The organism is Listeria immobilis, from assembly GCF_014322765.1.
Taxonomy (GTDB): domain Bacteria; phylum Bacillota; class Bacilli; order Lactobacillales; family Listeriaceae; genus Listeria; species Listeria immobilis.
This window is the reverse complement of record NZ_JAASTZ010000004.1, coordinates 37720-61724: the sequence shown is the minus strand read 5'-3', so window position 1 is coordinate 61724 and position 24005 is coordinate 37720. Positions and strand designations below refer to the sequence as shown.

At 35.9% G+C, this 24005-nt stretch carries 19 protein-coding genes and 2 other annotated features; all 19 genes read left to right on the top strand.

Going from position 1 to position 24005, the window contains the following annotated elements:
* The first annotated feature begins 231 nt into the window (after nucleotides 1-231).
* The 19 genes from pyk (at nucleotide 232) to HCJ50_RS03620 (ending at nucleotide 23947) form a co-directional block, all read left to right on the top strand.
* The gene (pyk, locus tag HCJ50_RS03710) at nucleotides 232-1989 is read left to right on the top strand and encodes a pyruvate kinase (RefSeq protein WP_185347375.1); all 1758 of its coding nucleotides are present in this window, start codon (nucleotides 232-234) and stop codon (nucleotides 1987-1989) included.
* Between the two features lie 119 nt (nucleotides 1990-2108).
* Nucleotides 2109-2486 (top strand): FxsA family protein, encoded by a 378-nt coding sequence (locus HCJ50_RS03705; RefSeq protein WP_185347377.1) that lies wholly within the window; start codon nucleotides 2109-2111, stop codon nucleotides 2484-2486.
* A 156-nt stretch (nucleotides 2487-2642) separates the two neighbouring features.
* A complete protein-coding gene (locus HCJ50_RS03700; protein ID WP_185347379.1) occupies nucleotides 2643-3104 on the top strand; it encodes a DUF441 domain-containing protein in 462 nt (153 codons plus the stop codon).
* Nucleotides 3105-3140: 36 nt separating this feature from the next.
* A complete protein-coding gene (gene citZ, locus HCJ50_RS03695) occupies nucleotides 3141-4262 on the top strand; it encodes a citrate synthase (protein WP_185347381.1) in 1122 nt (373 codons plus the stop codon).
* A gap of 19 nt (nucleotides 4263-4281) precedes the next feature.
* Entirely contained in the window at nucleotides 4282-5544 is a 1263-nt protein-coding gene (gene icd / locus HCJ50_RS03690) for an NADP-dependent isocitrate dehydrogenase (RefSeq protein ID WP_185347383.1), read from the top strand.
* 165 nt (nucleotides 5545-5709) lie between these two features.
* Nucleotides 5710-8337: a DNA polymerase I gene (polA, locus tag HCJ50_RS03685; RefSeq protein WP_185347385.1), complete on the top strand. Its 2628-nt coding sequence runs from the start codon at nucleotides 5710-5712 to the stop codon at nucleotides 8335-8337.
* A 23-nt stretch (nucleotides 8338-8360) separates the two neighbouring features.
* The gene (gene mutM, locus HCJ50_RS03680) at nucleotides 8361-9182 is read left to right on the top strand and encodes a DNA-formamidopyrimidine glycosylase (protein ID WP_185347387.1); all 822 of its coding nucleotides are present in this window, start codon (nucleotides 8361-8363) and stop codon (nucleotides 9180-9182) included.
* Between the two features lie 15 nt (nucleotides 9183-9197).
* Entirely contained in the window at nucleotides 9198-9800 is a 603-nt protein-coding gene (gene coaE / locus HCJ50_RS03675) for a dephospho-CoA kinase (protein ID WP_185347389.1), read from the top strand.
* 78 nt (nucleotides 9801-9878) lie between these two features.
* Nucleotides 9879-10343 (top strand): transcriptional regulator NrdR, encoded by a 465-nt coding sequence (gene nrdR, locus HCJ50_RS03670; protein WP_003719855.1) that lies wholly within the window; start codon nucleotides 9879-9881, stop codon nucleotides 10341-10343.
* A gap of 7 nt (nucleotides 10344-10350) precedes the next feature.
* Nucleotides 10351-11727 (top strand): replication initiation and membrane attachment family protein, encoded by a 1377-nt coding sequence (locus tag HCJ50_RS03665; RefSeq protein WP_185347391.1) that lies wholly within the window; start codon nucleotides 10351-10353, stop codon nucleotides 11725-11727.
* Nucleotides 11728-11736: 9 nt separating this feature from the next.
* Entirely contained in the window at nucleotides 11737-12660 is a 924-nt protein-coding gene (dnaI, locus tag HCJ50_RS03660; protein WP_185347393.1) for a primosomal protein DnaI, read from the top strand.
* Nucleotides 12661-12711: 51 nt separating this feature from the next.
* Nucleotides 12712-12942: a binding site (T-box leader), on the top strand.
* A gap of 68 nt (nucleotides 12943-13010) precedes the next feature.
* Nucleotides 13011-14933, top strand: coding sequence for a threonine--tRNA ligase (gene thrS / locus HCJ50_RS03655; RefSeq protein ID WP_185347395.1), 1923 nt, complete (start codon nucleotides 13011-13013; stop codon nucleotides 14931-14933).
* A gap of 105 nt (nucleotides 14934-15038) precedes the next feature.
* Complete coding sequence (gene yihA, locus HCJ50_RS03650) at nucleotides 15039-15623, top strand: ribosome biogenesis GTP-binding protein YihA/YsxC (RefSeq protein ID WP_185347397.1); 585 nt, start codon at nucleotides 15039-15041, stop codon at nucleotides 15621-15623.
* Between the two features lie 127 nt (nucleotides 15624-15750).
* On the top strand, nucleotides 15751-17061 hold the full coding sequence (gene hemA, locus HCJ50_RS03645) for a glutamyl-tRNA reductase (protein ID WP_185347399.1): 1311 nt from the start codon (nucleotides 15751-15753) through the stop codon (nucleotides 17059-17061).
* On the top strand, nucleotides 17058-17987 hold the full coding sequence (gene hemC, locus HCJ50_RS03640) for a hydroxymethylbilane synthase (protein ID WP_185347400.1): 930 nt from the start codon (nucleotides 17058-17060) through the stop codon (nucleotides 17985-17987). The genes hemA and hemC overlap by 4 nt, the downstream gene beginning before the upstream one ends.
* On the top strand, nucleotides 17984-18706 hold the full coding sequence (locus HCJ50_RS03635) for a uroporphyrinogen-III synthase (protein ID WP_185347402.1): 723 nt from the start codon (nucleotides 17984-17986) through the stop codon (nucleotides 18704-18706). Before hemC ends, HCJ50_RS03635 begins: the two co-directional genes overlap by 4 nt.
* A complete protein-coding gene (hemB, locus tag HCJ50_RS03630) occupies nucleotides 18703-19677 on the top strand; it encodes a porphobilinogen synthase (RefSeq protein WP_185347405.1) in 975 nt (324 codons plus the stop codon). Before HCJ50_RS03635 ends, hemB begins: the two co-directional genes overlap by 4 nt.
* 12 nt (nucleotides 19678-19689) lie before the next feature.
* Complete coding sequence (gene hemL / locus HCJ50_RS03625; RefSeq protein ID WP_185347407.1) at nucleotides 19690-20982, top strand: glutamate-1-semialdehyde 2,1-aminomutase; 1293 nt, start codon at nucleotides 19690-19692, stop codon at nucleotides 20980-20982.
* Nucleotides 20983-21025: 43 nt separating this feature from the next.
* Nucleotides 21026-21250, top strand: a binding site (T-box leader).
* A 48-nt stretch (nucleotides 21251-21298) separates the two neighbouring features.
* Nucleotides 21299-23947, top strand: coding sequence for a valine--tRNA ligase (locus HCJ50_RS03620; protein WP_185347417.1), 2649 nt, complete (start codon nucleotides 21299-21301; stop codon nucleotides 23945-23947).
* Nucleotides 23948-24005: the final 58 nt, after the last annotated feature.

Genomic DNA, 24005 nt, shown 5'->3' with positions numbered 1-24005 from the left:
TTTCTTTGTGAAAAAATGTAGTTATAAACTTCTTTGAAACAAAAGAAGTAAATGTCTGAATAGGGATGCCGTAAAATCCTATAAAGCGTTTTCTTAATAACAGCACTATACTGGGTAAATGCATTTTTATTCACAAACTTACTTGTAATACATGGTTGTTACTGGTAAAATGTGAAAGATATGTTTATAATAAATACGAATGAATAGCTAAGTTCTAGGAGGAGTAATAACATGAAAAAAACGAAAATTGTTTGTACAATTGGTCCTGCAAGCGAGTCAGTTGACACATTAGTTCAACTAATTGAAGCAGGAATGAACGTAGCACGTCTTAATTTCTCACACGGAGATTTTGAAGAGCACGGTGCACGAATTGTGAACATCCGTGAAGCATCAAAAATTACTGGCAAACAAGTTGCTATTTTACTTGATACAAAAGGTCCAGAAATTCGTACAAATGACATGGTTGGCGGAAAATTAGAATTCCAAACAGGCGACGTTGTACGTGTTTCTATGACACCTGTTGAAGGAACAAAAGAAAAATTCTCTGTAACTTATGGAGAACTTTTTGACGATGTAGAAATTGGATCTTCCATTTTACTTGATGATGGTTTAATCGGTCTGGAAGTAATTGAAAAAGACGAAGCTAATCGTGAACTAGTAACAAAAGTACTTAACCCAGGTGTGCTTAAAAATAAAAAAGGCGTTAACGTACCAAACGTTTCTATCAACCTACCAGGAATCACAGAAAAAGACGCTGCAGATATCCGTTTTGGTTTAGAACAAGGTATCGATTTTATCGCGGCATCTTTTGTACGTCGAGCTACAGATGTTCTTGAAATTACTAAGATTTTAGAAGAATATAACGCAACTCACGTTCAAATTATTCCGAAAATCGAAAACCAAGAGGGCGTTGATAATATTGACGAAATCTTACAAGTATCACAAGGCTTAATGGTTGCTCGTGGAGACTTAGGTGTTGAAATTCCTGCTGAAGAAGTTCCGATTGTACAAAAAGAACTTATTAGAAAATGTAATAAACTTGGAAAACCTGTTATCACTGCAACACAAATGCTTGATTCCATGCAACGTAATCCACGTCCAACTCGCGCTGAAGCAAGTGACGTAGCGAATGCGATTTTTGACGGAACAGATGCAATTATGTTATCTGGTGAAACAGCTGCTGGGGACTATCCAATTGAAGCAGTTAAAATGATGGCGAAAATCGCTGTTCGTACAGAAGAAGTGCTAGTTGCTCAGGATAAATTTGCGCTTAAACTTCACGAAAATACAGATATGACAGAAGCTATTGGACAAGCAGTTGGTCATACTGCGAAAAACCTAAATGTACAAACAATCGTTGCTGCAACTCAAAGTGGTCACACAGCGCGTATGATTTCTAAATATCGTCCGAAATCTCATATCGTAGCAGTAACATTTAATGAGCATGTATACCGTGGTTTAGCTCTTTCATGGGGTGTTTATCCTCGCTTAGCTACTCCAGTTAGCAACACGGATGAAATGTTTGACCTTGCAGTGAAAGAATCACTTGCTTCAGGTGTTGCAAAACAAGGTGATCTTATCATTATTACTGCAGGTGTTCCAGTTGCAGAAAGCGGAACAACAAACGTAATGAAAATCCAATTAATTGGTGAAAAAGTAGTTAAAGGCCAAGGAATTGGTAGTAAATCTGTAATTGGTAAAGCAATTGTTGCAAAATCTAATGCAGAAGCGCTTCAAAAAGCAGAAGAAGGCGGAATCTTAATCATTAAAACAACAGATAAAGAAATCCTTCCTGCATTTGAGAAAAGTGCTGCAGTCGTTGTTGAAGAAGGTGGCTTAACTAGTCACGCAGCAGTCGTTGGAATTAATCTTGGTATTCCTGTTATCGTTGGTGCTAAAGATGCAACTTCTCTTGTAAAAGACGGTGAAATTATCACTGTTGATTCTCGTCAAGGTGTTGTTTATAACGGCAAAACAGCTACTCACTAAAATTTAACTTTCAAAAAAGCGTCTCGTTAGCGGGGCGCTTTTTTTATTTGCGCGCCTGTATTGTTTTTCGATTACAAAAAAATAGGTTATAATGGTTATTAAGTATTGGAGTTGATTGTATGAGAAAATTTATGCTTTATTGGGCTTTATATGGTTTAATAGAATTGATTATGTATGTTTGGTTATTCCAAGTAATCGGCTTTTTACCACTTCTTTTTATTCAAATAGCGTCCAGCGCTTTTGGTATTTTTATTTTCAAGCGTCTTGGTGGCAATCTTTTCCGAAATTTGCGAGATGGACGGACGGTAGCGCCGTATTTATTAGATAGTTTATGTTTTTTTATCGCCGGCTTTTTATTAATTATTCCTGGAATTATTACAACAATACTAGGATTACTTATTTTTATTCCATTTTCTCGCAAACTATTAAAACCTAAATTAACGAAATGGCTTGGAAATCAAAAGAAACATACACAATATTATTATTTTGATATGTAATAAAAACCTCTATGGGAAAATCTTTCTATAGAGGTTTAGTTAAAAAAAGGGCAATTCATTTTCCTTATGGCATTTTAGTATTACTATAAGGTATATTTATGATATAATAATTGTTATCTCGCTTCATAGATGCGCGATACTGAAAGGTGACTTAGTATGTTTACGGAAAGTATGTTGTTTTTACTTCTTTTTTTACTTCTCGGACTTATAGCAAAAAATAATTCGCTTATTATTGCGGTAGCGGTTGTCATTTTGTTGAAGTTATTTCACGCTGATGGCAAGATAATGGAAATGATTCAAGCAAAAGGAATAAATTGGGGTGTAACGATTATTACTGTTGCCATCTTAATTCCAATTGCAACTGGGCAAATCGGTTTTAAAGATTTAATTGACTCTTTTAAATCGGCCGCTGGGTGGATTGGTCTTGGAGCAGGAATTGCCGTTTCTATATTAGCTAAAAAAGGTGTTGGCTATATGGCTGTTGATCCACAAGTGACGGTTTCTCTAGTGTTTGGAACTATTTTAGCAGTGGTACTTTTTAGAGGGATAGCTGCTGGACCAGTAATTGCTGCTGGTATTGCGTACATGGCAATGCAGTTAGTTGCATTCATAAAATAAGTACATATGTAAAAAAGGATAAAAGGAGGAAAAGAAATGACGTTATCTAAAGGATTAGAAAATGTATATGTTGCTGAGACTTCGATTAGCTCTATCATTGATGATATGTTAACTTATGTTGGTTATGGTATTGATGATTTGATGGAAAACAATGCATCTTTTGAAGAAGTGATTTATTTATTATGGCATTTACGTTTGCCTAATAAAGATGAATTTAAAAAATTTAAATTAGAAATCCAAGAAAATATGGCTGTATCTGAAACAATTATTACAAGTTTAAGAATGCAAAATCATCAAAAATTACATCCAATGAGCGTTTTAAGAACAACTGTTTCTATGCTTGGTGTATTTGACACAGAAGCAGAATTGGATGACGGGGAAGCAGTTTATCGCAAAGGATTACGTCTACAAGCAAAAATGCCAACAATTGTCGCTGCATTTTCCAGAATTCGTCGTGGTCTTGATCCGATTCCGCCAAGAGAAGATTTAAATATGGCTGCGAATTTTCTTTATATGATTACTGGAGAAGAAGCAGATGAATTATCTGTAGAAGCGATGAATAAAGCACTTGTACTTCATGCAGACCACGAATTTAATGCATCTACTTTTACAGCGCGAGTTTGTGTAGCAACACTTTCTGATGTTTATTCTGGTGTTACGGCTGCAATTGGGGCATTAAAAGGACCACTTCATGGTGGGGCCAATGAACGTGTATTTGATATGTTAGAAGAAATCGATGAAGCTGGTGATGTGCGCAATTACATCCAAACAAAAATCGATACGAAACAAAAAATTATGGGCTTTGGTCACCGAGTTTATCGTGGTGGAGACCCACGTGCGCAACATCTACGTGAAATGTCTAGAAAGTTAACTACCGAAAAAGGCGAAGAAAAATGGTATGAAATTTCCATGCAAGTAGAAGAAGCTGTTTGGGAATTAAAGCATTTAAAACCAAATGTCGATTTTTATTCAGCTTCTGTTTATCATGCGCTTGGTATTGACCGAGATCTATTTACATTAGTATTCTCTGTAAGCCGTGTGTCAGGTTGGTTGGCGCATATTTTTGAACAATATCGTGATAATCGTCTTATTCGTCCACGTGCTATTTATGTTGGACCTGAAAATAGAAGTTATTTACCTGTAGAAGAACGAATTTAATAGAGGAGGAAGAAACTTTATGAGTCAAAAAATTCAAGTAGAAAATGGTGTACTAAAAACACCAAATAATCCAGTTATCCCTTTTATTGAAGGTGACGGAACTGGTCCAGATATTTGGGCTGCTGCAAAACGCGTTTTAGATGCAGCGGTAAAAAAAGCATATAATGGTGAAAAAGAAATTGCTTGGAAAGAAGTGCTTGCAGGTGAAAAAGCATTTAAACAAACAGGTGAATGGCTCCCGCAAGCGACTTTAGATACAATTGATGAATATTTAATTGCAATTAAAGGTCCACTTACAACCCCGATTGGTGGCGGTATTCGTTCGCTAAATGTTGCTTTACGTCAGGAATTGGATTTATATGTGTGTCTACGTCCAGTTCGTTACTTCAAAGGTGTTCCGTCACCAGTAAAACGTCCTGAAGACACAGATATGGTTATTTTCCGTGAAAACACAGAAGATATTTATGCTGGGATTGAATTTAAAGAAGGCAGCGAAGAATCAAAAAAATTAATAGCATTCTTAAAAGATGAATTTGGTGTCAATAAGATTCGCTTTCCGGAAACTTCTGGTATTGGTATTAAGCCGATTTCCAAAGAAGGTACAGAGCGTTTGGTTCGCTCAGCTATCGAATATGCGATAAAAGAAGGGCGTAAATCATTAACGCTCGTACACAAAGGTAATATCATGAAATTCACAGAAGGAGCTTTCAAAAATTGGGGCTATGACTTATGCGAACGTGAATATGGTGATAAAGTATTCACTTGGAACGAATACGATCGGATAAAAGAAGCAGAAGGTACAGAAGCTGCTAATACAAAACAAAACGAAGCACTTGCGGCAGGGAAAATTTTAGTGAAAGATTCTATTGCAGATATTTTCTTACAACAAATCCTGACACGTCCTGCTGAATTTGATGTAGTGGCTACGATGAATTTAAATGGGGATTACATTTCTGATGCGCTTGCTGCTCAAGTAGGTGGAATTGGTATTGCTCCAGGAGCGAATATTAATTATTTAACTGGTCATGCGATTTTTGAAGCGACACATGGTACTGCACCAAAATATGCTGGTCTTGATAAAGTTAATCCTTCATCCGTTATTTTATCTGGGACACTCTTACTGGAACATATTGGTTGGGGAGAAGCAGCTACATTAATTAATCGTTCGATGGAAAAAACTATTGCTGCAAAAACAGTAACATATGATTTTGCCAGATTAATGGATGGCGCAACAGAAGTTAAATGTTCGGAATTTGCGGATGAATTAATAAAAAACTTCTGATGAAGCCCGATCGCAACTCGTAAAACTAGTTCGTAATTTTATTATCGATAATAATTGTTCGCATTTAAAACAAACCATTTAACCCCATTCGGATAAGTGGTTTGTTTTTATGTTCCTATGGTAAAATAGACACAAGTGAATGATAATATAGAGGAGGATATCCCTGTGAATAAATTAGTATTAATTGATGGAAATAGTATTGCGAATCGCGCGTTTTATGCGTTACCGCTTTTAAATAACGATAAAGGTGTATATACAAATGCGGTGTATGGATTTGCAATGATGTTGATGAATGTGTTGGAAAAAGAAAAGCCTAGTCATGTACTAGTTGCTTTTGATGCCGGAAAAACAACTTTTCGCCATACTACATTTAAAGGTTACAAAGGAGGGCGCCAAAAAACGCCTAGTGAGTTATCCGAACAATTTCCATTTATTCGAGAGCTTTTAACTGCTTACGATATCCCGCAATATGAGCTTGCTAACTATGAGGCAGACGATATTATCGGCACATTAACAAAAAAAGCAGAAGCAGACGGTATGGAAGTAGCGATTATTACCGGAGATCGTGATTTAACACAATTAGCTTCTGAAAAAACAACCGTCTATATAACTAAAAAAGGTATAGCTGATATGGAAACAAATACTCCAGAAACACTAAAAGAAAAATATAATCTATCTCCTGCACAAATTATTGATATGAAGGGGTTAATGGGTGATCCATCAGATAATATTCCCGGAATCCCAGGTGTTGGTGAAAAAACTGCATTAAAACTATTACATGAATTTGGCGGAAGCGTAGAAAGTGTTTTAGAACATGCCGATGAAATTTCTGGAAAAAAATTAAAAGAAAAAGTCCAAGAAAATAAAGAACTTGCAATTTTGAGTAAAGAGCTTGCAACTATCAATGTGGATTCACCAATAGAATGTACCGTTGAAAGTACTAAATATGATGGATACCAAACAGAAAAAGTAATTCCGCTTTTGAAAGAAATGCAGTTTACAACATTATTAAAAAACTTGGAGGGCGAAACGAAAGAAGAAGCAAAACCATTAAAAGAACTCAAGTTTGAAGTAGTTTCAGCGTTAACGCAAAAACATTTTGGTGGGAAAACATCATTATATATTGAATTAGAAAATGAGAATTATCATACAGCAAACTTTATCGGGATTACAATTCATTCAAACAAAGGAACCTATTTTTTCACAAAAGAAACAGCGGAAAATAGCCCAGCATTTAAAGAATGGATTGAAAGCAATGATACAAAAGTAGTCTACGATGCGAAAAAAACAATGGTTGCAATGCAGCGATTAGGATATGTAGTGTCTGGTATCACATTCGACATTATGTTAGCCTCCTATCTATTGAATCCATCCGACTCGATAGATGATTTTATGAGTGTTGCTGCTCGTCATAATTATACAGAAGTGGAAACGGATGAAACGGTATATGGAAAAGGAGCGAAACGAAGCATCCCAGAGGAAAGTATTGTCGCACCACATCTTGCAAGAAAAGCTATCGCAATCGCTGTTTTGGAAAATGGTCTTATGGACGAATTAGAAAAAAACGAACAATTAGCTTTAATGGAAGATTTAGAATTACCGTTAACTTTTGTCCTTGCTCAAATGGAAATGCAAGGTGTAAGTGTTGATACTAAACGACTGGAGGATATGAAAGTAGAATTAGCTGGTCGACTAAAAACACTGGAAGAGTCCATTCATTCGCATGCGGGAGAAGATTTTAATATTAATTCGCCTAAACAATTAGGAGTGATTTTATTTGAAAAGTTAGGACTTCCGGCTGTAAAGAAAACAAAAACGGGTTATTCTACGGCCGCAGATGTTTTGGAAAGTTTATCAGGTAAACATGCCATTATTGATGAAATCTTGTTATATCGCCAACTTGGGAAAATCCAATCCACTTATATTGAAGGCCTTCTAAAAGTAACAGATAAAACATCACATAAAGTGCATACACGTTTTAATCAAACATTAACTCAAACAGGGCGACTTAGCTCCGTTGATCCGAATTTGCAAAATATTCCTATTCGATTAGAAGAAGGGCGCAAAATTAGACAAGTTTTTGTTCCAAGCAAACCTGGCTGGAAAATATTTTCAGCAGATTATTCACAAGTGGAATTGCGTGTTTTAGCGCATATTTCTGAAGATGAAAATCTGATTTATGCATTTAAACATGATTATGATATTCATACAAAAACAGCAATGGATGTTTTCCATGTTGAAAAAGAAGCGGTGGATTCACTCATGCGCCGTCAAGCAAAAGCCGTTAATTTTGGTATCGTTTATGGTATAAGTGATTACGGACTTTCGCAAAACCTTGGCATTACAAGAAAAGAAGCGAAAGATTTTATTGATCGTTACTTTGTCAGCTATCCAGCAGTAAAAGAATATATGCAAGATATTGTACGTTTTGCAAAAGAAAAAGGTTATGTAGAAACTATTTTGCATAGACGTCGTTATATTCCAGAGATTGTCAGCCGTAATTTTAATGTTCGCGGATTTGCAGAAAGAACTGCGATGAATACACCCATCCAAGGAAGTGCTGCAGATATTATCAAAAAAGCGATGATTCTAATGAGCGACCGCCTAAAATCCGAAAAATTAGAAGCTAAGTTATTACTTCAAGTACACGATGAACTTATTTTTGAAGCACCAGAAGCAGAAATTGCTAAATTAGAAGAAATTGTACCAGATGTTATGGAAAATGCTGTAGAACTATCTGTACCACTTAAGGTCGATAGCGCTTTTGGAGATACTTGGTATGATGCAAAATAAATAGAGAAACGGGGAGTTTAAATATGCCAGAAATGCCGGAAGTAGAAAATGTCCGCACCACTTTACAAGCGCTCGTTCCTGGTAAAAAAATTGATCAAGTGATTGTTCATGTTCCCAAAATGATAAAAAATACGCCACCAGATGAGTTTGTGCACATGCTTGTTGGGCAAGAAATTGAAGGAGTACGTCGTCGCGGAAAATTTTTACTTTTTGATTTAACGAATTGCACCATTTTGTCCCATTTGCGGATGGAAGGCAAGTTTAGATTAATGGATGAAAATGAAGAGGTAAGTAAGCATACGCATATTATTTTCCATTTTGAGGATCATACAGAACTGCGCTTTTTAGATGTGCGAAAATTTGGGACGATGGAAGTTACGAATAAATACGGTGAAAGTGAAACAAATTCCATTAAAAAGTTGGGACCGGAACCTCTTACACCAGCGTTTACGTTAACCGATTTTGCAGCTGGGGTGAAAAAAACTAGTCGTGCAATCAAAACAGCTTTATTAGACCAAAAATTAGTCGCAGGAATTGGTAATATATATGCGGATGAGATTTGTTTTGAAGCAAAAATTCGCCCTGAAAGACCAGCTAACTCACTTTCTAATAAAGAAATCAAGCGTATCTTTGAAGCAACCAAAAGTATAATGAAAGAAGCTGTAGCACTTGGCGGTTCGACTGTGAGAACGTATGTGAATTCGGAGGGGAAATTAGGACAGTATCAAGATAAGCTGAAAGTATACGGAAAAACGGAGGAACCATGTGTGATTTGCGGAACTCCAATTGAAAAAATAAAGCTAAATGGGCGAGGAACACATTTTTGTCCAAATTGTCAAAAGTAGAGAGTGGGACAAATCATGGGAAAAACAATTGGTTTAACAGGAAGCGTGGCAACAGGAAAATCTACTGTAAGCAAAATGATTCAGAAGGCTGGAATTCCTGTCATAGATGCAGATATTGCGGCAAGGAAAGTAGTTGAGCCAGGAACAGCAGGACTTAAGGAAATTATTAATTACTTTGGTGCGGATATATTGCTAGAAGATGGCACATTAAATCGGCCCAAGCTAGCAAATATTATTTTCAAAAACAAAGAAAAACGAGAAAAATTAAATGCAATCACCCATCCTCGCGTGAAAGAATATATGTTAGCGGAGCGAAAACGCTATTTTGCAGCCGGTGAACAAGTAGTTTTTTTTGATATTCCACTTTTATTTGAAAGTCATTTAGAATCACTTGTTGATCAAATTGTTGTCGTTTGGGTTACACCTGAAACTGAATTAAAACGCTTAATGAGGCGAAATCATTTGACCGAGGAGGCGGCTTTAGAACGTATAAATAGTCAAATCGGGATTGATGAAAAAGCAAAAAAAGCGGATCTAGTAATTAATAACGATGAAACGCTCGAAAAAACAGAGAAACAAGTTGCGGATTTTATTGATCAAATTATTAAGAACAAATAGCCACCCTTACTTTCACATGGTATAATGAGGCATACAAATAAACAGACAGAGATGTTTTAGGGATAGGAGTGAATTTTTGTGAGATGTCCTACTTGTAAATATAATGGAACACGTGTTGTAGACTCAAGACCGGCAGATGATGGCAATTCTATCAGACGTCGACGTGAATGTGAAAAATGTGGATTTCGCTTTACTACATTTGAAAAGGTAGAGGAAAGTCCTTTAATAGTTGTAAAAAAAGATGGCGCACGAGAAGAATTTGCTCGTGAAAAAGTTCGCCGTGGTTTAATTAGAGCATGTGAAAAACGGCCAGTTAGTGCAGAACAAATCGAGGAAATTGTTAATGAGGTGGAGCGCGAACTTAGAAACATTGGTGACAGTGAAATTGCCTCTGATTTAATCGGTGAAAAAGTAATGAATAAATTGGCTAATTTGGACGAGGTTGCTTATGTCCGATTTGCTTCGGTTTATCGTCAGTTCAAAGATATTAGTGTTTTTGTAGAAGAATTAAAAGATTTGATGGAAAAAAATAAAGATAGGTGAGTGTAAATTGACGGAATTTTGGATGGAACTTCAAGCGGTAGATAGTTATCAAGTGAAGGCAAGTGGTATTTTAACCGGTGCCGACCGAAAAATAATCACCATGTTATATCAACCGCTAATGGGGGCGGAATGTTTAGCTTTATATCAAACACTGTTTACTGAAGTAGAAGAAAACAGACTTTGGTCGAAAGCGCATTCCCACGTCCAACTTTTAAATATGCTCGATATTAGTTTAAAGGCACTATTTGAGGCAAGACTAAAACTCGAAGGCTTAGGTCTTTTAAAAAGTTATGTAAAAACGGAAAATGACACTCGTTTTTACATTTATGAAATCTTACCGCCTTTATCTCCAGAAAAATTCTTTTCAGACGGATTACTAAATATTTATTTATATAGCAAAATAGGTAATGCTCAGTTTCAACGGTTGCGTCGTTTTTTCTCTGATGATGCTATTGAAACAACTACATATAGCGAAATCACTAGATCTTTTCAAGATGTTTTTGAGCCATTTAAAGGTGGAACTATAGCAACTATCGACAAAACTAACCAAACCTTAATGGATAAAACTAAACCGAAAGAAATTGAATTTGATGATGCTAGTTTTGACTTCAATTTGTTTATAAGCTTGCTATCTCCAAGTATGATTTCACGTGATAAAATAACTAAAGAAGTGCGTCAAACGATTTTGAAATTGCACGGAATTTATCAAGTTTCTGAGAAAGACATGCCAAGTTATTTGTACCGAGCGCTGGATGCTAACGGGGACATAGATATTGTATTTTTACGCAAAATTGTTCGTGAAGGTTATTCAATTGAAAATGGCACCCCACCAAAGTTACAAATGAAACAAGAAATGCCGGATGTAGAAGAACAAAAGGAAGTGCTAAACGACGAAGAAGCACTTCAAGTGTATTTAGAAAGTATCACACCATTTCAATTGCTTGTCGATATTTCCGATGGGGCAGTGCCAGCCGAAACAGATTTACGTGTAGTTGAAGAAGTAATGAACCAACAAAATTTACCTGTTCCAGTCATGAATGTCTTAATCGAATATGTGATGCTTCGACTTGACCGGAAATTGGCCAAAAACTACATGATGACAATCGCTGCACACTGGAAACGAAAAAATGTTAAAACCGCTAAAGAAGCTATGGATTTAGCTTGGCAAGAGCATGAAAAATATAAACGACTACAAGAAGAACCAGCCACAGCTAAAAAATCAAATTACAATCGAAATTACCAAAAAACAACTAGAAAAGAAATTTTACCGGATTGGTTTGATAAAGAATCCGTCCCACCAGCTGATAACAAAATGACAGATAAAGAAAAACAAACATTGGAAGAACAAGTTCGCGAAATTAAAGAACGACTAAATAAAAGGTAGGTGAAGGACATGGATAACATCGAACGCACATTGGGGCAGCTTTTTGAAGGACGAGATTTTGAAAAAGAATATCAAGGGCTAAAGCAACAAGTACTTCATTATCAGCCAATCCAAGAATTTTTCAAGGCCCATAAAGCAGAAATAGACGAACAATTGATTAATCAAAATTTATCTAATTTATATGAGTTTATGACTCAACACAAAAAATTTATGGAACAAGAAGCCACTTTAATGCCTGGTTATGCGCCAAAATTGGTTTTAAATGGAGAATTTATTACTGTCAGCTATTATCCAACAAAGGAAAAAATAGAAGAAGATAAACGTCGTGCTGTGGAGAAACGTATTCGCTCTCTTTATATGCCAAAACAAGTAGTAGATGCTAGTTTAAGTGAGTTTTATACGGATGAAGAATCTAGACAACTAGCACTTGTTGAGGCGTATCAATTTTTAAAGGATTATCTTGCTAAAGACGGAGAACGTGTCAAAGCGCTTTATATTCACGGGAGCTTTGGAACTGGAAAATCTTACTTACTGGGGGCAATTGCGAAAGAACTTGCGCTTAAAGGAGTTTCAACAACTTTAGTATATCTTCCTGAATTTATGCGAGAAGTGAAGCAGTCGATTTCTGATAATACAGTGGGTGAAAAAATTCAATTCGCTAAAGAAACAGAAGTCCTAATGCTTGATGATATTGGTGCAGAATCAATGACTGCATGGACTCGTGATGAAGTTCTTGGTGCAATTTTACAGTTCCGAATGCAAGAAGAATTACCAACTTTTTTCTCATCCAATTACAATATGGATCAATTAGAAAATCATTTAATGTTCGCCCAAAATGGAAACGAAGAAAAACTTAAAGCACGTCGGATCATGGAACGTGTGCGCTATTTATCTAAAGAAGTACAGCTAGAAGGAAAAAATCGCCGTTTCTAAAAAAGCACTTGCAAATTAACGTAATCAGGATTATAATTTGTAGTAATATAAAACAAAGTGATGAAAAGGACAACCAATTTAACGGAAAATTCTAGAGAGGAAGGGCTAGCTGGAAACCTTCTATTCGAACTTAAATTTGGACCACCTTGGAACTTCTATTAGGAACGTTTTTTACTAGTAATAATAGACGGATCGCTCCGTTATAAGCGACAAGAGTGAAATAGCTATTGCTGGTTATTTCTGAATCTTGGGTGGAACCACGAGCATAAACTCGTCCCTTGACAACAGGAGGGATGGGTTTTTTATTTTGCCCTCCTAACCATATTTTAAAAAGAAAAGGAGAGATTAGTATGAAAATCACATTTCCAGATGGTGCAGTAAAAGAATTTGAGCCTGGCGTATCTACAGCCGATATTGCCGCTTCCATTAGTCCAGGGTTAAAAAAGAAAGCACTCGCAGGTAAATTAAACGGAGAATTACTTGATTTAGTAACTCCAATTCACGAAGATGGAGCAATTGAAATCGTAACACCAGATCACGAGGATGCGCTTGGTATATTGCGCCATAGTACAGCTCATTTAATGGCACAGGCGCTTAAACGACTTTATCCAGATGTAAAATTTGGTGTAGGCCCAGCAATTGATACTGGTTTTTACTATGATATTGATACAGAAGCAGTGATAAGCGATGAATCTTTAGCAGAAATTGAAAAAGAAATGCAAAAAATTGTTCGAGAAAATGTGCCAATTGAACGTGAAGTGGTTTCTCGTGAAGAAGCAATCAAACGTTTTAAAGCAATTGGTGATGAATATAAATTAGAACTTATTGAAGCAATACCGGAAGATGAAACAGTGACTATTTATACACAAGGAGAGTTTTTTGACCTTTGTCGTGGGGTTCATGTTCCTTCAACTGGTAAAATCCAAGTATTTAAACTATTAAGCGTGGCTGGGGCATACTGGCGTGGAGATAGTAATAATAAAATGTTACAACGTATTTACGGAACAGCATTCTTTGATAAAAATGGCTTAAAAGAATTTATCCAGATGCAAAAAGAAGCCAAAGAACGTGATCATCGTAAACTGGGTAAGGAGTTAGAATTATTTACTAATAGCATTGAAGTGGGTCAAGGTTTACCACTTTGGTTACCAAAAGGTGCAACTATTCGTCGTGTTATTGAACGATATATTGTGGATAAAGAAGAACGTCTTGGTTACAATCATGTTTATACTCCAATTATGGCCAATGTCGAACTATACAAAACTAGCGGACACTGGGATCATTATCATGAAGATATGTTCCCAACTATGAAAATGGATAATGAAGAACTTGTTTTACGTCCAATGAATTGTCCGCATCACATGATGATTTATAAAAATGATATTCATAGTTATCGTGAGTTGCCTATCCGTATTGCCGAACTTGGGATGATGCACCGCTATGAAATGAGTGGCGCTTTATCAGGACTTCAGCGTGTTCGTGGTATGACACTCAATGATGCACATGTGTTTGTTCGTCCAGATCAAATTAAAGATGAATTTAAACGAGTTGTTGAGTTAATACTTGAAGTGTATAAAGACTTTGACATTACAGATTATTCCTTCCGTTTAAGCTATCGTGATCCTAAAAATACAGAAAAATATTTTGATGATGACGCTATGTGGGAAAAGGCGCAAACAATGCTTAAATCAGCAATGGACGAAATGGAAATGGATTACTTTGAAGCAGGCGGAGAAGCGGCTTTTTATGGTCCTAAACTAGATGTTCAAGTAAAAACTGCCATTGGAAAAGAAGAAACACTTTCGACAGTTCAACTAGACTTCTTACTTCCAGAGCGTTTTGACTTAACTTACATTGGTGAAGATGGTGAAAAACATCGTCCAGTTGTCATTCATCGTGGTGTCGTATCTACTATGGAACGGTTTGTCGCTTATTTAATTGAAGAATATAAAGGCGCTTTCCCAACATGGCTCGCTCCTGTTCAAATGGAACTCATCCCTGTTAATGCTGATGCTCATTTAGAATATGCAAAAGGAGTACAAGATAAATTACAACGTGCAGGACTTCGTGCGGAAATAGATGACCGTAATGAAAAATTAGGCTACAAAATCCGCGAAGCACAGACAAAGAAAATCCCTTATGCATTAGTACTTGGTGATCAAGAAGCAGAATCTAGTACTGTAAATGTTCGTAGGTACGGTTCAAAGGAATCAGAAACAATAGAATTAGATACTTTCATTGCCCAAGTAATAGCAGAAGTAAGTAAATATTAATATTAAAATACTGTTCCGAAATGGGGCAGTATTTTTACTTGGTGCTTTTTTCCTCTTTTTCCGTTATACTAGTAAAAGATAATGAATAGAACAGGATGGAAAATAATGGATGTAAATAATGTAGAATTAATTATAAGTGCCGTTCGACCAGAGCAATATCCAGAAACAGACCTCCCGGAATATGCCCTTGCAGGTAGATCTAATGTCGGAAAATCATCATTTATTAATACGATGATTCGCCGTAAAAGTATGGCAAGAATTTCACAAAAACCCGGCAAAACACAAACGCTAAATTTTTATAAAATTGAAGAAGCGCTTTTCTTTGTAGATGTACCTGGTTACGGTTTTGCAAAAGTTTCAAAAACCGAGCGTGAAAAATGGGGCGTCATGATTGAAACGTATATTACATCTCGGGAGCAGTTGCGTGGCGTTATTCAAATTGTTGATTTACGACACAAGCCAACAGAAGATGATCGAATGATGTATGAATTTCTAAAGTATTATGAAATTCCAGTAATTGTCGTAGCTACCAAAGCAGACAAAATTCCACGTAGTAAATGGCACAAAAATGCCAAAATTGTTCGTGAAACACTTGATTTTGATCCGGATGACAAATTTGTGCTATTTTCCTCAGAAACAAAAATGGGAAAAGACGAAGCATGGCAGTATATCAAAGAAGGAATGGAATAATAGGAAGAGTTGGAATAAAAAATCCAGCTCTTTTTTTCATTCAAATGCACAAACGGACTATTTGGTGTACAAATAGAAAAGTGGTAGAATAGTTAAGAGTTCAATTTAATTTTAGGAGGATTATCGAATGTTTATTCTCACCATGGGGCTGAATCATCATACAGCACCAATCGACATCCGCGAAAAATTAGTTTTTAAAGAAACTGAAGAAGAAATGGCACTAGTAACATTGCTACAGGAAAAAAGCATTCTTGAAAATGTTATTATTTCGACGTGCAATCGAACAGAAATTGTGGCGGTTGTGGATCAATTACATACAGGTAGATATTATTTAAAACGCTTTATGGCAAACTGGTTTCAAATGGATATGGAAAAACTCGAGCCATATTTATTTTTTTATGAAGAAAACCTTGCTGTAAATCACTTATATAACGTAACAGCAGGACTTGATTCACTTGTTTTAGGAGAAACACAAATTCTCGGTCAAGTAAAACATGCCTTTGAAGTTGCAAAAAATACGCAAACAACAGGAACCCTTTTAAATAAACTTTTCCGTGAAGTCGTAACTTTTGCTAAAAAAGTACATCATTTTACTAAAATTAATGAAAATGCAGTTTCTGTCAGCTATGCGGCTGTGGAAGTTGCAAAAAAACTATATGGTACTTTAGAAAATAAAAAAATCGTCCTTATAGGTGCCGGAGAAATGAGCGAATTAGCACTTCGAAACCTTGCAGGAAGCGGTATTCAAGACATTACAGTAATTAATCGAACAAAAACAAAAGGAGAAACTCTTGCTAATCAATTTCAAGCAAAAGTAGGAAGATACGAAGAACTGAACAAGCATTTACTTTTAGCAGATATCGTACTTGTATCAACAAGTGCTCAAGAACCAATCATTAAACATATGGACATGCAATTGCTAATGGAACGAAAAACTGGCTCAATGCTTGTTATTGATATTGGTCTACCTAGAAATGTTGAACATGATTGTTCAGCTATTCCCAATTTTCATTTGTATGATATTGATGACTTAGCAGGGGTGATTACTGCCAATTCCACCAAACGTCAAAGAATTGTATCAGAATTAGAAGAAACAATCCATGCAGAGGTACAAACCTTTTTTGAATGGGAAAAACAACTTGGAGTAGTTCCTGTAATCCGCGAACTAAGAGAAAAGGCGTTAGATATGCAAGAAGTGACAATGGCCAGTCTCGAAAATAAGCTACCAGGTTTAACAGAAAGAGAATACGTACAAATCGGTAAACATATGAAAAGTATTATTAATCAAATGTTAAAACAACCAATCTCAGAGTTAAAAGAAATGTCTGTAGAAGCAGAAGCCGACGCAAGCATTGATCACTTCAAGCGTATCTTTGGCTTAACAGGTGAAACAAAAACACTAGAAAAAGAACAAGCTGAAACGAGGAGTAATGCATGAAACGTAAAATAATTGTTGGTTCCAGACGTAGTAAATTAGCATTGACGCAATCAGGTTGGGTCATAACGAAACTAAAAGAAAACTATCCAGAATTTGATTTTGAAATAAAAGAAATCGTAACAAAAGGAGACCGCATTCTAGATGTGACGCTTAGCAAAGTTGGTGGAAAAGGATTATTTGTATCCGAAGTTGAACAAGCATTGAGTGATGGAGCAATTGATTTTGCTGTCCATAGTATGAAAGATGTGCCTTCTAGCTTAAAAGAAGGTCTTACTATAGGTGCAATACCAAAACGTGAATCTCCACTTGATTGTTTTGTTTTTAATCGCGTAGAAACATGGAAAGACTTACCAACTGGCGCCGTTATTGGTACAAGTAGCTTAAGACGTGCAGCACAAATACTTAGGCATCGTCCAGATTTTGTTATAAAACCAATTCGTGGCAACATTGATACACGACTTCAAAAATTACACGATGAAAATTTTGATGCAATTATTTTAGCAAAAGCTGGATTAGCACGGATGGGCTGGCTAGAAAATACTACATTAAAATTAGAAGATATCTCTCCAGACATTTGTTTACCGGCAGTTGGTCAAGGAGCACTTGCAATTGAATGCCGAAGAAATGACCAACAAATTTGTGACATGCTAGCATCAATTCACCATGAAGAAACAGGTATTTGTGTGGAGGCTGAACGTGTTTTCTTAAAAGAATTAAATGGTGGTTGCGAGATTCCGATTGCTGGTTTTGCAACAAATAAAGGTGATGTAGTCCATTTTAAAGGTTTGGTTGGTAACGTTGATGGTTCTACGATTCTTTCATCTGAACAATCAGGCGAAAATCCAGTAACAGTTGGTAATCAGGTTGCGAAAGTGCTACTAAGTGAAGGTGCGGCAACGATTATCAAAGAGTTGAGAAATTCATGACTAAAAAAATTGTTTTAACAAGAGAAAAAACTAAAAGTAAACAATGGCAGGAATATTTTATCCAAAATGGCTTTGAAGTATATCAAATTCCTTTGATTGAAACAAGACCGAAAAAAGTAGTATTCACATCTAAACAACTAGAGGCAGAATGGTTATTTTTTACAAGCGTTAATGCTGTTGAATATTTTTTTGAGAAGCAACCTCTAAATTATACTTATAAATTTGCAGTGATAGGGGAAAAAACAAAAGAGAAGTTAGCAGAATACGGTATTTCACCAAATTTTATTCCTACACAATATCAAACAGAGGTTTTTCTTTCTGAATGGTTAAATCAATATCCAGAAAAAACGAGTATTTTGCTTCCTAAAAGTAATTTAAGTAGAACTATAATGGAAGATACGCTCACTACAAAAGGGCACAGTGTATTTCCAGTCGAACTTTATGAAACTACTGCACCAGCTAAATCTGAATCAGCTCTCATAACTCTTTTGAGGGGAAATGAAAAACAAATTATCATTTTCGCTAGCCCGTCTGCCTGGAAGAATTTTTATGCTGTTGCGAAAAAGTTTCCAAACCAAAAAGAAAACTGGCGAATTGCTTCCATCGGAAATATAACCACAAAAGCAATTGTTGCGGATGGATGGAAAGTGACTTATCAAGCCGAAAATTTCACTATGAAACATTTAGTTGATTTGATAATACAGGAGGAGTACAAATGAACAATCAATTTGATAGACATCGTCGTTTAAGAAAAACAAGTGCGATGCGAGACCTAGTTAGAGAAACAATCTTACATACTGATGATTTGATTTATCCTATTTTCGTAAAAGAAGGAAAAGAGCCAAAAACAGAAGTTGTATCAATGCCCGGAGTTTTTCAATTTCCATTACACGAACTAGAAGCAGAAATTCAGGCTGTTCAAGATATGGGAATTAAAGCCGTTATTTTATTTGGTATTCCAGCTGAAAAAGATGCAGTTGGTTTGCAAGCTTATCATAATCATGGCATCATCCAAGAAGCAACACGCTTAATCAAAACGAACTTTCCAGAGATGCTTGTAATTGCGGATACTTGTTTATGTGAATTCACAGATCATGGACATTGTGGAGTAATTCAAGAAGGGGAAATTTTAAACGATGAATCACTTGTATTGTTACAAAAAACGGCCATAAGTCAGGCTGCCGCAGGAGCAGATATTATTGCTCCTTCTAATATGATGGATGGTTTTGTACAAGTTATTCGGGAAGGGCTTGATGAAGCAGGTTTTCAAGATATTCCAATCATGTCCTATGCTGTTAAATATGCCTCTGCCTTTTATGGGCCGTTTCGTGATGCAGCTGGGAGCGCACCACAATTTGGTGATAGAAAATCTTATCAAATGGATCCAGCTAACAGAGAAGAGGCAATTCGTGAAGCAGTTTCTGATGAACAGGAAGGTGCTGACTTTTTAATTGTAAAACCATCTTTATCTTATTTGGATATTATGCGAGATGTTAAAAACAATACCCATTTACCCATTGTTGCCTATAATGTAAGTGGCGAGTATGCTATGGTAAAAGCTGCTGCGCAAAATGGTTGGATAGATGAAGAAAGAATTGTTTTAGAAATGTTAACAAGTATGAAACGTGCTGGGGCATCGCTTATCATTACTTATTTTGCTAAAGATGTATCCAAATACTTAAATAAATAGGAGGCCACTAATTTGCGAAATTATTCAAAATCCGAAAAAGCTTTTAAGGAAGCAAAAAAAGTTTTACCAGGAGGAGTAAATAGCCCAGTTCGTGCATTCCATTCGGTTGATGCTTCACCAATTTTTATGGATCATGGAAAAGGTGCTTATATTTCAGATATTGATGGAAATGATTATATTGATTATGTTTTATCTTGGGGTCCACTAATTCTAGGCCATGCAAACCCTGCTGTTGTTAGTGTAATTACATCAGCTGCGATGAAAGGAACTAGCTTTGGGACACCAACTGAAATAGAAACAGAGCTTGCTAAACTAGTTATTGAACGTGTGCCGTCAATTGAAATTGTTCGAATGGTCTCATCTGGTACAGAAGCAACTATGAGCGCTATTCGATTAGCTCGTGGTTATACTAAAAGAGACAAAATTTTAAAATTTGAAGGTAGTTATCATGGACATGGAGATTCTTTATTAATTAAAGCCGGTTCAGGTGTTGCAACTCTTGGATTACCAGATTCTCCAGGCGTAACCAAAGGACTTGCTTCAGACACTATTACTGTTCCATATAATGATATAGAAGGTGCAAGATTAGCCTTTGAAAAATTTGGCGAAGAAATTGCAGCTGTTATTGTAGAACCTGTTGCTGGTAATATGGGAGTCGTTCCTCCTGTTGAAGGTTTTTTAGAAGGATTACGAGAACTAACTACAAAATATGGTTCACTACTTATTTTTGATGAAGTGATGACAGGATTTCGAGTAGACTATTATTCTGCACAAGGATATTATGTTGTCACACCAGATATTACTTGTTTAGGAAAAGTAATTGGTGGAGGTCTTCCTGTCGGAGCATACGGTGGTAAAAAAGAAATCATGGAACAAATTGCTCCAGCCGGTTCTATTTATCAAGCAGGGACATTATCTGGAAATCCATTAGCAATGAATGCGGGATTCGAAACGGTTAGACAATTGACACCACAACATTATGATTACTTCCGTGAATTAATTAAACGGATGGAAGACGGTTTAAAAGAAATTTCTTCAAGAAGAGAGATTCCGTTAGCAATTAATAAAGCGGGTTCGATGTTTGGATTTTTCTTTACAGACCAAAAAGTTACTAATTTTGATACAGCTAAAACAAGCGATTTAGAATTTTTCAGAAATTATTATCGCGAAATGCTTGGACAAGGAATCTTTTTGCCTCCGTCTCAATTCGAAGGTGTATTTATTTCTACAATGCATACTAAAAAAGAAATTGATTTAACATTAGAAGCTTTTGATTATACTTGTAAGAAACTCCGCGCTAATTGACGAAACTAGGAAGATTTGTTAAAATTATTTTTAGTAAATAAAACTAAATGCGATGAAGAGGAAGAGTAAGGTATTTATTTTTCAAAGAGAGAAAGCGGTTGGTGTGAGCTTTCAAAAATAGTATCTGAAGGTAGCCTTGGAGCAGTTTTCCTGAAAGAGTAGTAGGGAACAACCGGTAGATAATCTCTATCGTTAACACAATGAAGTGCCTACATTTTTCTGTAGGTAAAAAGGTGGTACCGCGAATAATACTCTTTTCGTCCTTTTATTAGGATGAAGGGAGTTTTTTATTTTGCTTAAATAGGGAGGAATCGTTATGACAGAACAAAATGAAATAAATATGCCAACTAAATATGAGCCAAGTAATGTAGAAGCTGGTAAATATAAATGGTGGATTGAAAAAGAATTTTTTAAAGCAGAAGGAAATACTGAAAAGAAACCATATAGTGTTGTTATTCCACCACCCAATGTAACAGGAAAACTCCACTTAGGGCATGCTTGGGACACAACGCTTCAAGATATTATTACGCGAATGAAACGAATGCAAGGCTTCGATACTTTATATCTGCCTGGAATGGACCATGCAGGTATTGCAACTCAAGCAAAAGTTGAAGCAAAATTAAAGGAAGAAAATATTTCTCGCTATGATTTAGGTCGCGAAAATTTTATCGATAAAACTTGGGAGTGGAAAGAAGAATATGCTGCTTTCATCCGCGAACAATGGGAAAAACTTGGTCTTGGCTTAGATTATTCAAGAGAACGATTTACATTAGATGACGGTTTATCCGAAGCAGTAAAAAAAGTATTTGTGAAATTATATAATAAAGGTCTTATTTACCGTGGACAATATATTATAAATTGGGATCCAGAAGCAAAAACAGCACTTTCTGACATCGAAGTTATTCATAAAGATATTGAAGGAAGTTTTTATCATTTGAAATATCCACTTACAGATGGTTCAGGTTATTTAGAAGTTGCTACAACACGACCAGAAACTATTCCTGGTGATACTGCAGTTGCTGTACATCCAAGAGATGAGAGATACCAACATTTAATTGGTAAAACAATCATGCTACCTGTTATGAATAGAGAAATTCCAATAGTAGCTGATGAATATGTTGAAAGAGAATTTGGTTCTGGTGCTGTTAAAATTACACCTGCTCATGATCCAAATGATTTTGAAGTAGGAAACCGACACGATTTGCCACGTATCATAGTAATGCATGAAGATGGCACAATGAACGAAAATGCTGGGAAATATGATGGATTAGACAGATTTATAGCTCGAAAAGCAATTATCCAAGATTTTAAAGATTTAGGATTGTTCATTAAGCAAGAGCCTCATCTTCATTCTGTTGGTCATTCTGAAAGAACAGGTGCAGTTGTAGAACCTTATTTATCCTTACAATGGTTTGTTAAAATGGAGCCACTTGCTTCTGAAGCTCTTGCACTCCAAAAAACAGAAGATAAGGTGAATTTTGTGCCTGCAAGATTTGAAAAAACCTATGAAACTTGGATGGATAACATTCATGATTGGTGCATTTCACGTCAATTGTGGTGGGGACATAGAATTCCAGCGTGGTATCATAAAGAAACAGGTGAAATATATGTTGGTGAAAAAGCACCAGAAAATATTTCAGAATGGGAACAAGATGAAGATGTGTTAGATACATGGTTTAGCTCAGCGTTATGGCCATTTTCTACTATGGGCTGGCCTGATACAGAAAATCCAGATTATAAACACTTTTTCCCAACAAATACATTAGTAACAGGTTATGATATCATCTTTTTCTGGGTTTCTAGAATGATTTTTCAATCAGTTGAATTCACCGGAGAGAGACCATTCCAAGATACATTAATCCATGGGCTAGTACGTGATTCAGAAGGACGGAAAATGTCTAAATCACTTGGCAACGGAGTAGATCCAATTGAAGTTATTGATAAATATGGTGCAGATTCATTAAGATATACACTTGCAACAGGTTCTTCTCCAGGTCAAGATTTGAAATTCAGTTTTGAAAAAGTAGAATCCACTTGGAACTTCATTAACAAAATTTGGAATGCATCTCGTTTTGTATTAATGAACCTAAATGATATGAAATATAGCGAGATTGATTTAACTAACGTTACAGAGGTTAGTGACAAATGGATTTTGACAAGACTTAATGAAACTATCCAGTCTGTTACTGCTTTAGGTGAAAAATATGAATTTGGTGAAGTAGGTAGAACATTGTATAACTTCATTTGGGATGACTTTTGTGATTGGTATATCGAAATTGCTAAAATTTCTTTATACGGTGAAGATGAAGTTGCTAAACAAACCACTCGTTCTGTACTAGCACATTCTTTAAATGTAACAATGCAACTTTTACACCCATTCATGCCATTTGTAACGGAAGAAATCTGGCAAAACTTACCACACGAAGGGGAGTCCATCACTATTTCTGCATGGCCAAAAGTAAATGAGAGTCAGATAGATTCAAAAGCGTCTACATCTATGCAAATGCTTGTTGAAGTGATTCGTGCAGTGCGAAATATTCGTGCAGAAGTGAATACACCACTTAGTAAGAAAATTGTGTTAGAAATGAAACCTAAAAACGACATGTATAAAGAAATTCTTGAACAAAATATTTCATATATTGAACGTTTTTGTAATCCAGAACAAGTGACGATTTCGTTTGATATTACACCTTCGAAAACTGCGATGACAGCAGTCGTTTCAGGAGCAGAAATATTTATTCCGCTTGAGGCATTAATTGATTTAGAAGTAGAAATTGCTCGTCTTCAAAAAGAACTGGAAAAATGGGACAAAGAAGTGAAACGAGTACAAGGAAAACTTAATAATGAGCGATTTATTAGTAAAGCTCCTGAAAGCGTAGTTGCTGAAGAACGTATAAAGGAAAAAGACTATCTTGAGAAAAAAGCATCTGTACTTGAACGAATTGAAACTCTAAAAGAAGTATAATAATTGAAGGGACCTTATCATGAAACCGTATGGTAAGGTCTTTTTTTAAGGTGGTTAA

Bases quoted from the DNA above. Each gene is read 5' to 3' on its own strand.
- coaE (WP_185347389.1), top strand. From the start codon at position 9,198: ATGGGAAAAACAATTGGTTTAACAGGAAGCGTGGCAACAGGAAAATCT.
- hemA (WP_185347399.1), top strand. From the start codon at position 15,751: ATGTTTATTCTCACCATGGGGCTGAATCATCATACAGCACCAATCGAC.
- HCJ50_RS03620 (WP_185347417.1), top strand. From the start codon at position 21,299: ATGACAGAACAAAATGAAATAAATATGCCAACTAAATATGAGCCAAGT.
- thrS (WP_185347395.1), top strand. From the start codon at position 13,011: ATGAAAATCACATTTCCAGATGGTGCAGTAAAAGAATTTGAGCCTGGC.
- dnaI (WP_185347393.1), top strand. From the start codon at position 11,737: ATGGATAACATCGAACGCACATTGGGGCAGCTTTTTGAAGGACGAGAT.
- hemC (WP_185347400.1), top strand. From the start codon at position 17,058: ATGAAACGTAAAATAATTGTTGGTTCCAGACGTAGTAAATTAGCATTG.
- hemB (WP_185347405.1), top strand. From the start codon at position 18,703: ATGAACAATCAATTTGATAGACATCGTCGTTTAAGAAAAACAAGTGCG.
- citZ (WP_185347381.1), top strand. From the start codon at position 3,141: ATGACGTTATCTAAAGGATTAGAAAATGTATATGTTGCTGAGACTTCG.
- yihA (WP_185347397.1), top strand. From the start codon at position 15,039: ATGGATGTAAATAATGTAGAATTAATTATAAGTGCCGTTCGACCAGAG.
- pyk (WP_185347375.1), top strand. From the start codon at position 232: ATGAAAAAAACGAAAATTGTTTGTACAATTGGTCCTGCAAGCGAGTCA.
- HCJ50_RS03635 (WP_185347402.1), top strand. From the start codon at position 17,984: ATGACTAAAAAAATTGTTTTAACAAGAGAAAAAACTAAAAGTAAACAA.
- mutM (WP_185347387.1), top strand. From the start codon at position 8,361: ATGCCAGAAATGCCGGAAGTAGAAAATGTCCGCACCACTTTACAAGCG.
- HCJ50_RS03700 (WP_185347379.1), top strand. From the start codon at position 2,643: ATGTTTACGGAAAGTATGTTGTTTTTACTTCTTTTTTTACTTCTCGGA.
- icd (WP_185347383.1), top strand. From the start codon at position 4,282: ATGAGTCAAAAAATTCAAGTAGAAAATGGTGTACTAAAAACACCAAAT.
- HCJ50_RS03705 (WP_185347377.1), top strand. From the start codon at position 2,109: ATGAGAAAATTTATGCTTTATTGGGCTTTATATGGTTTAATAGAATTG.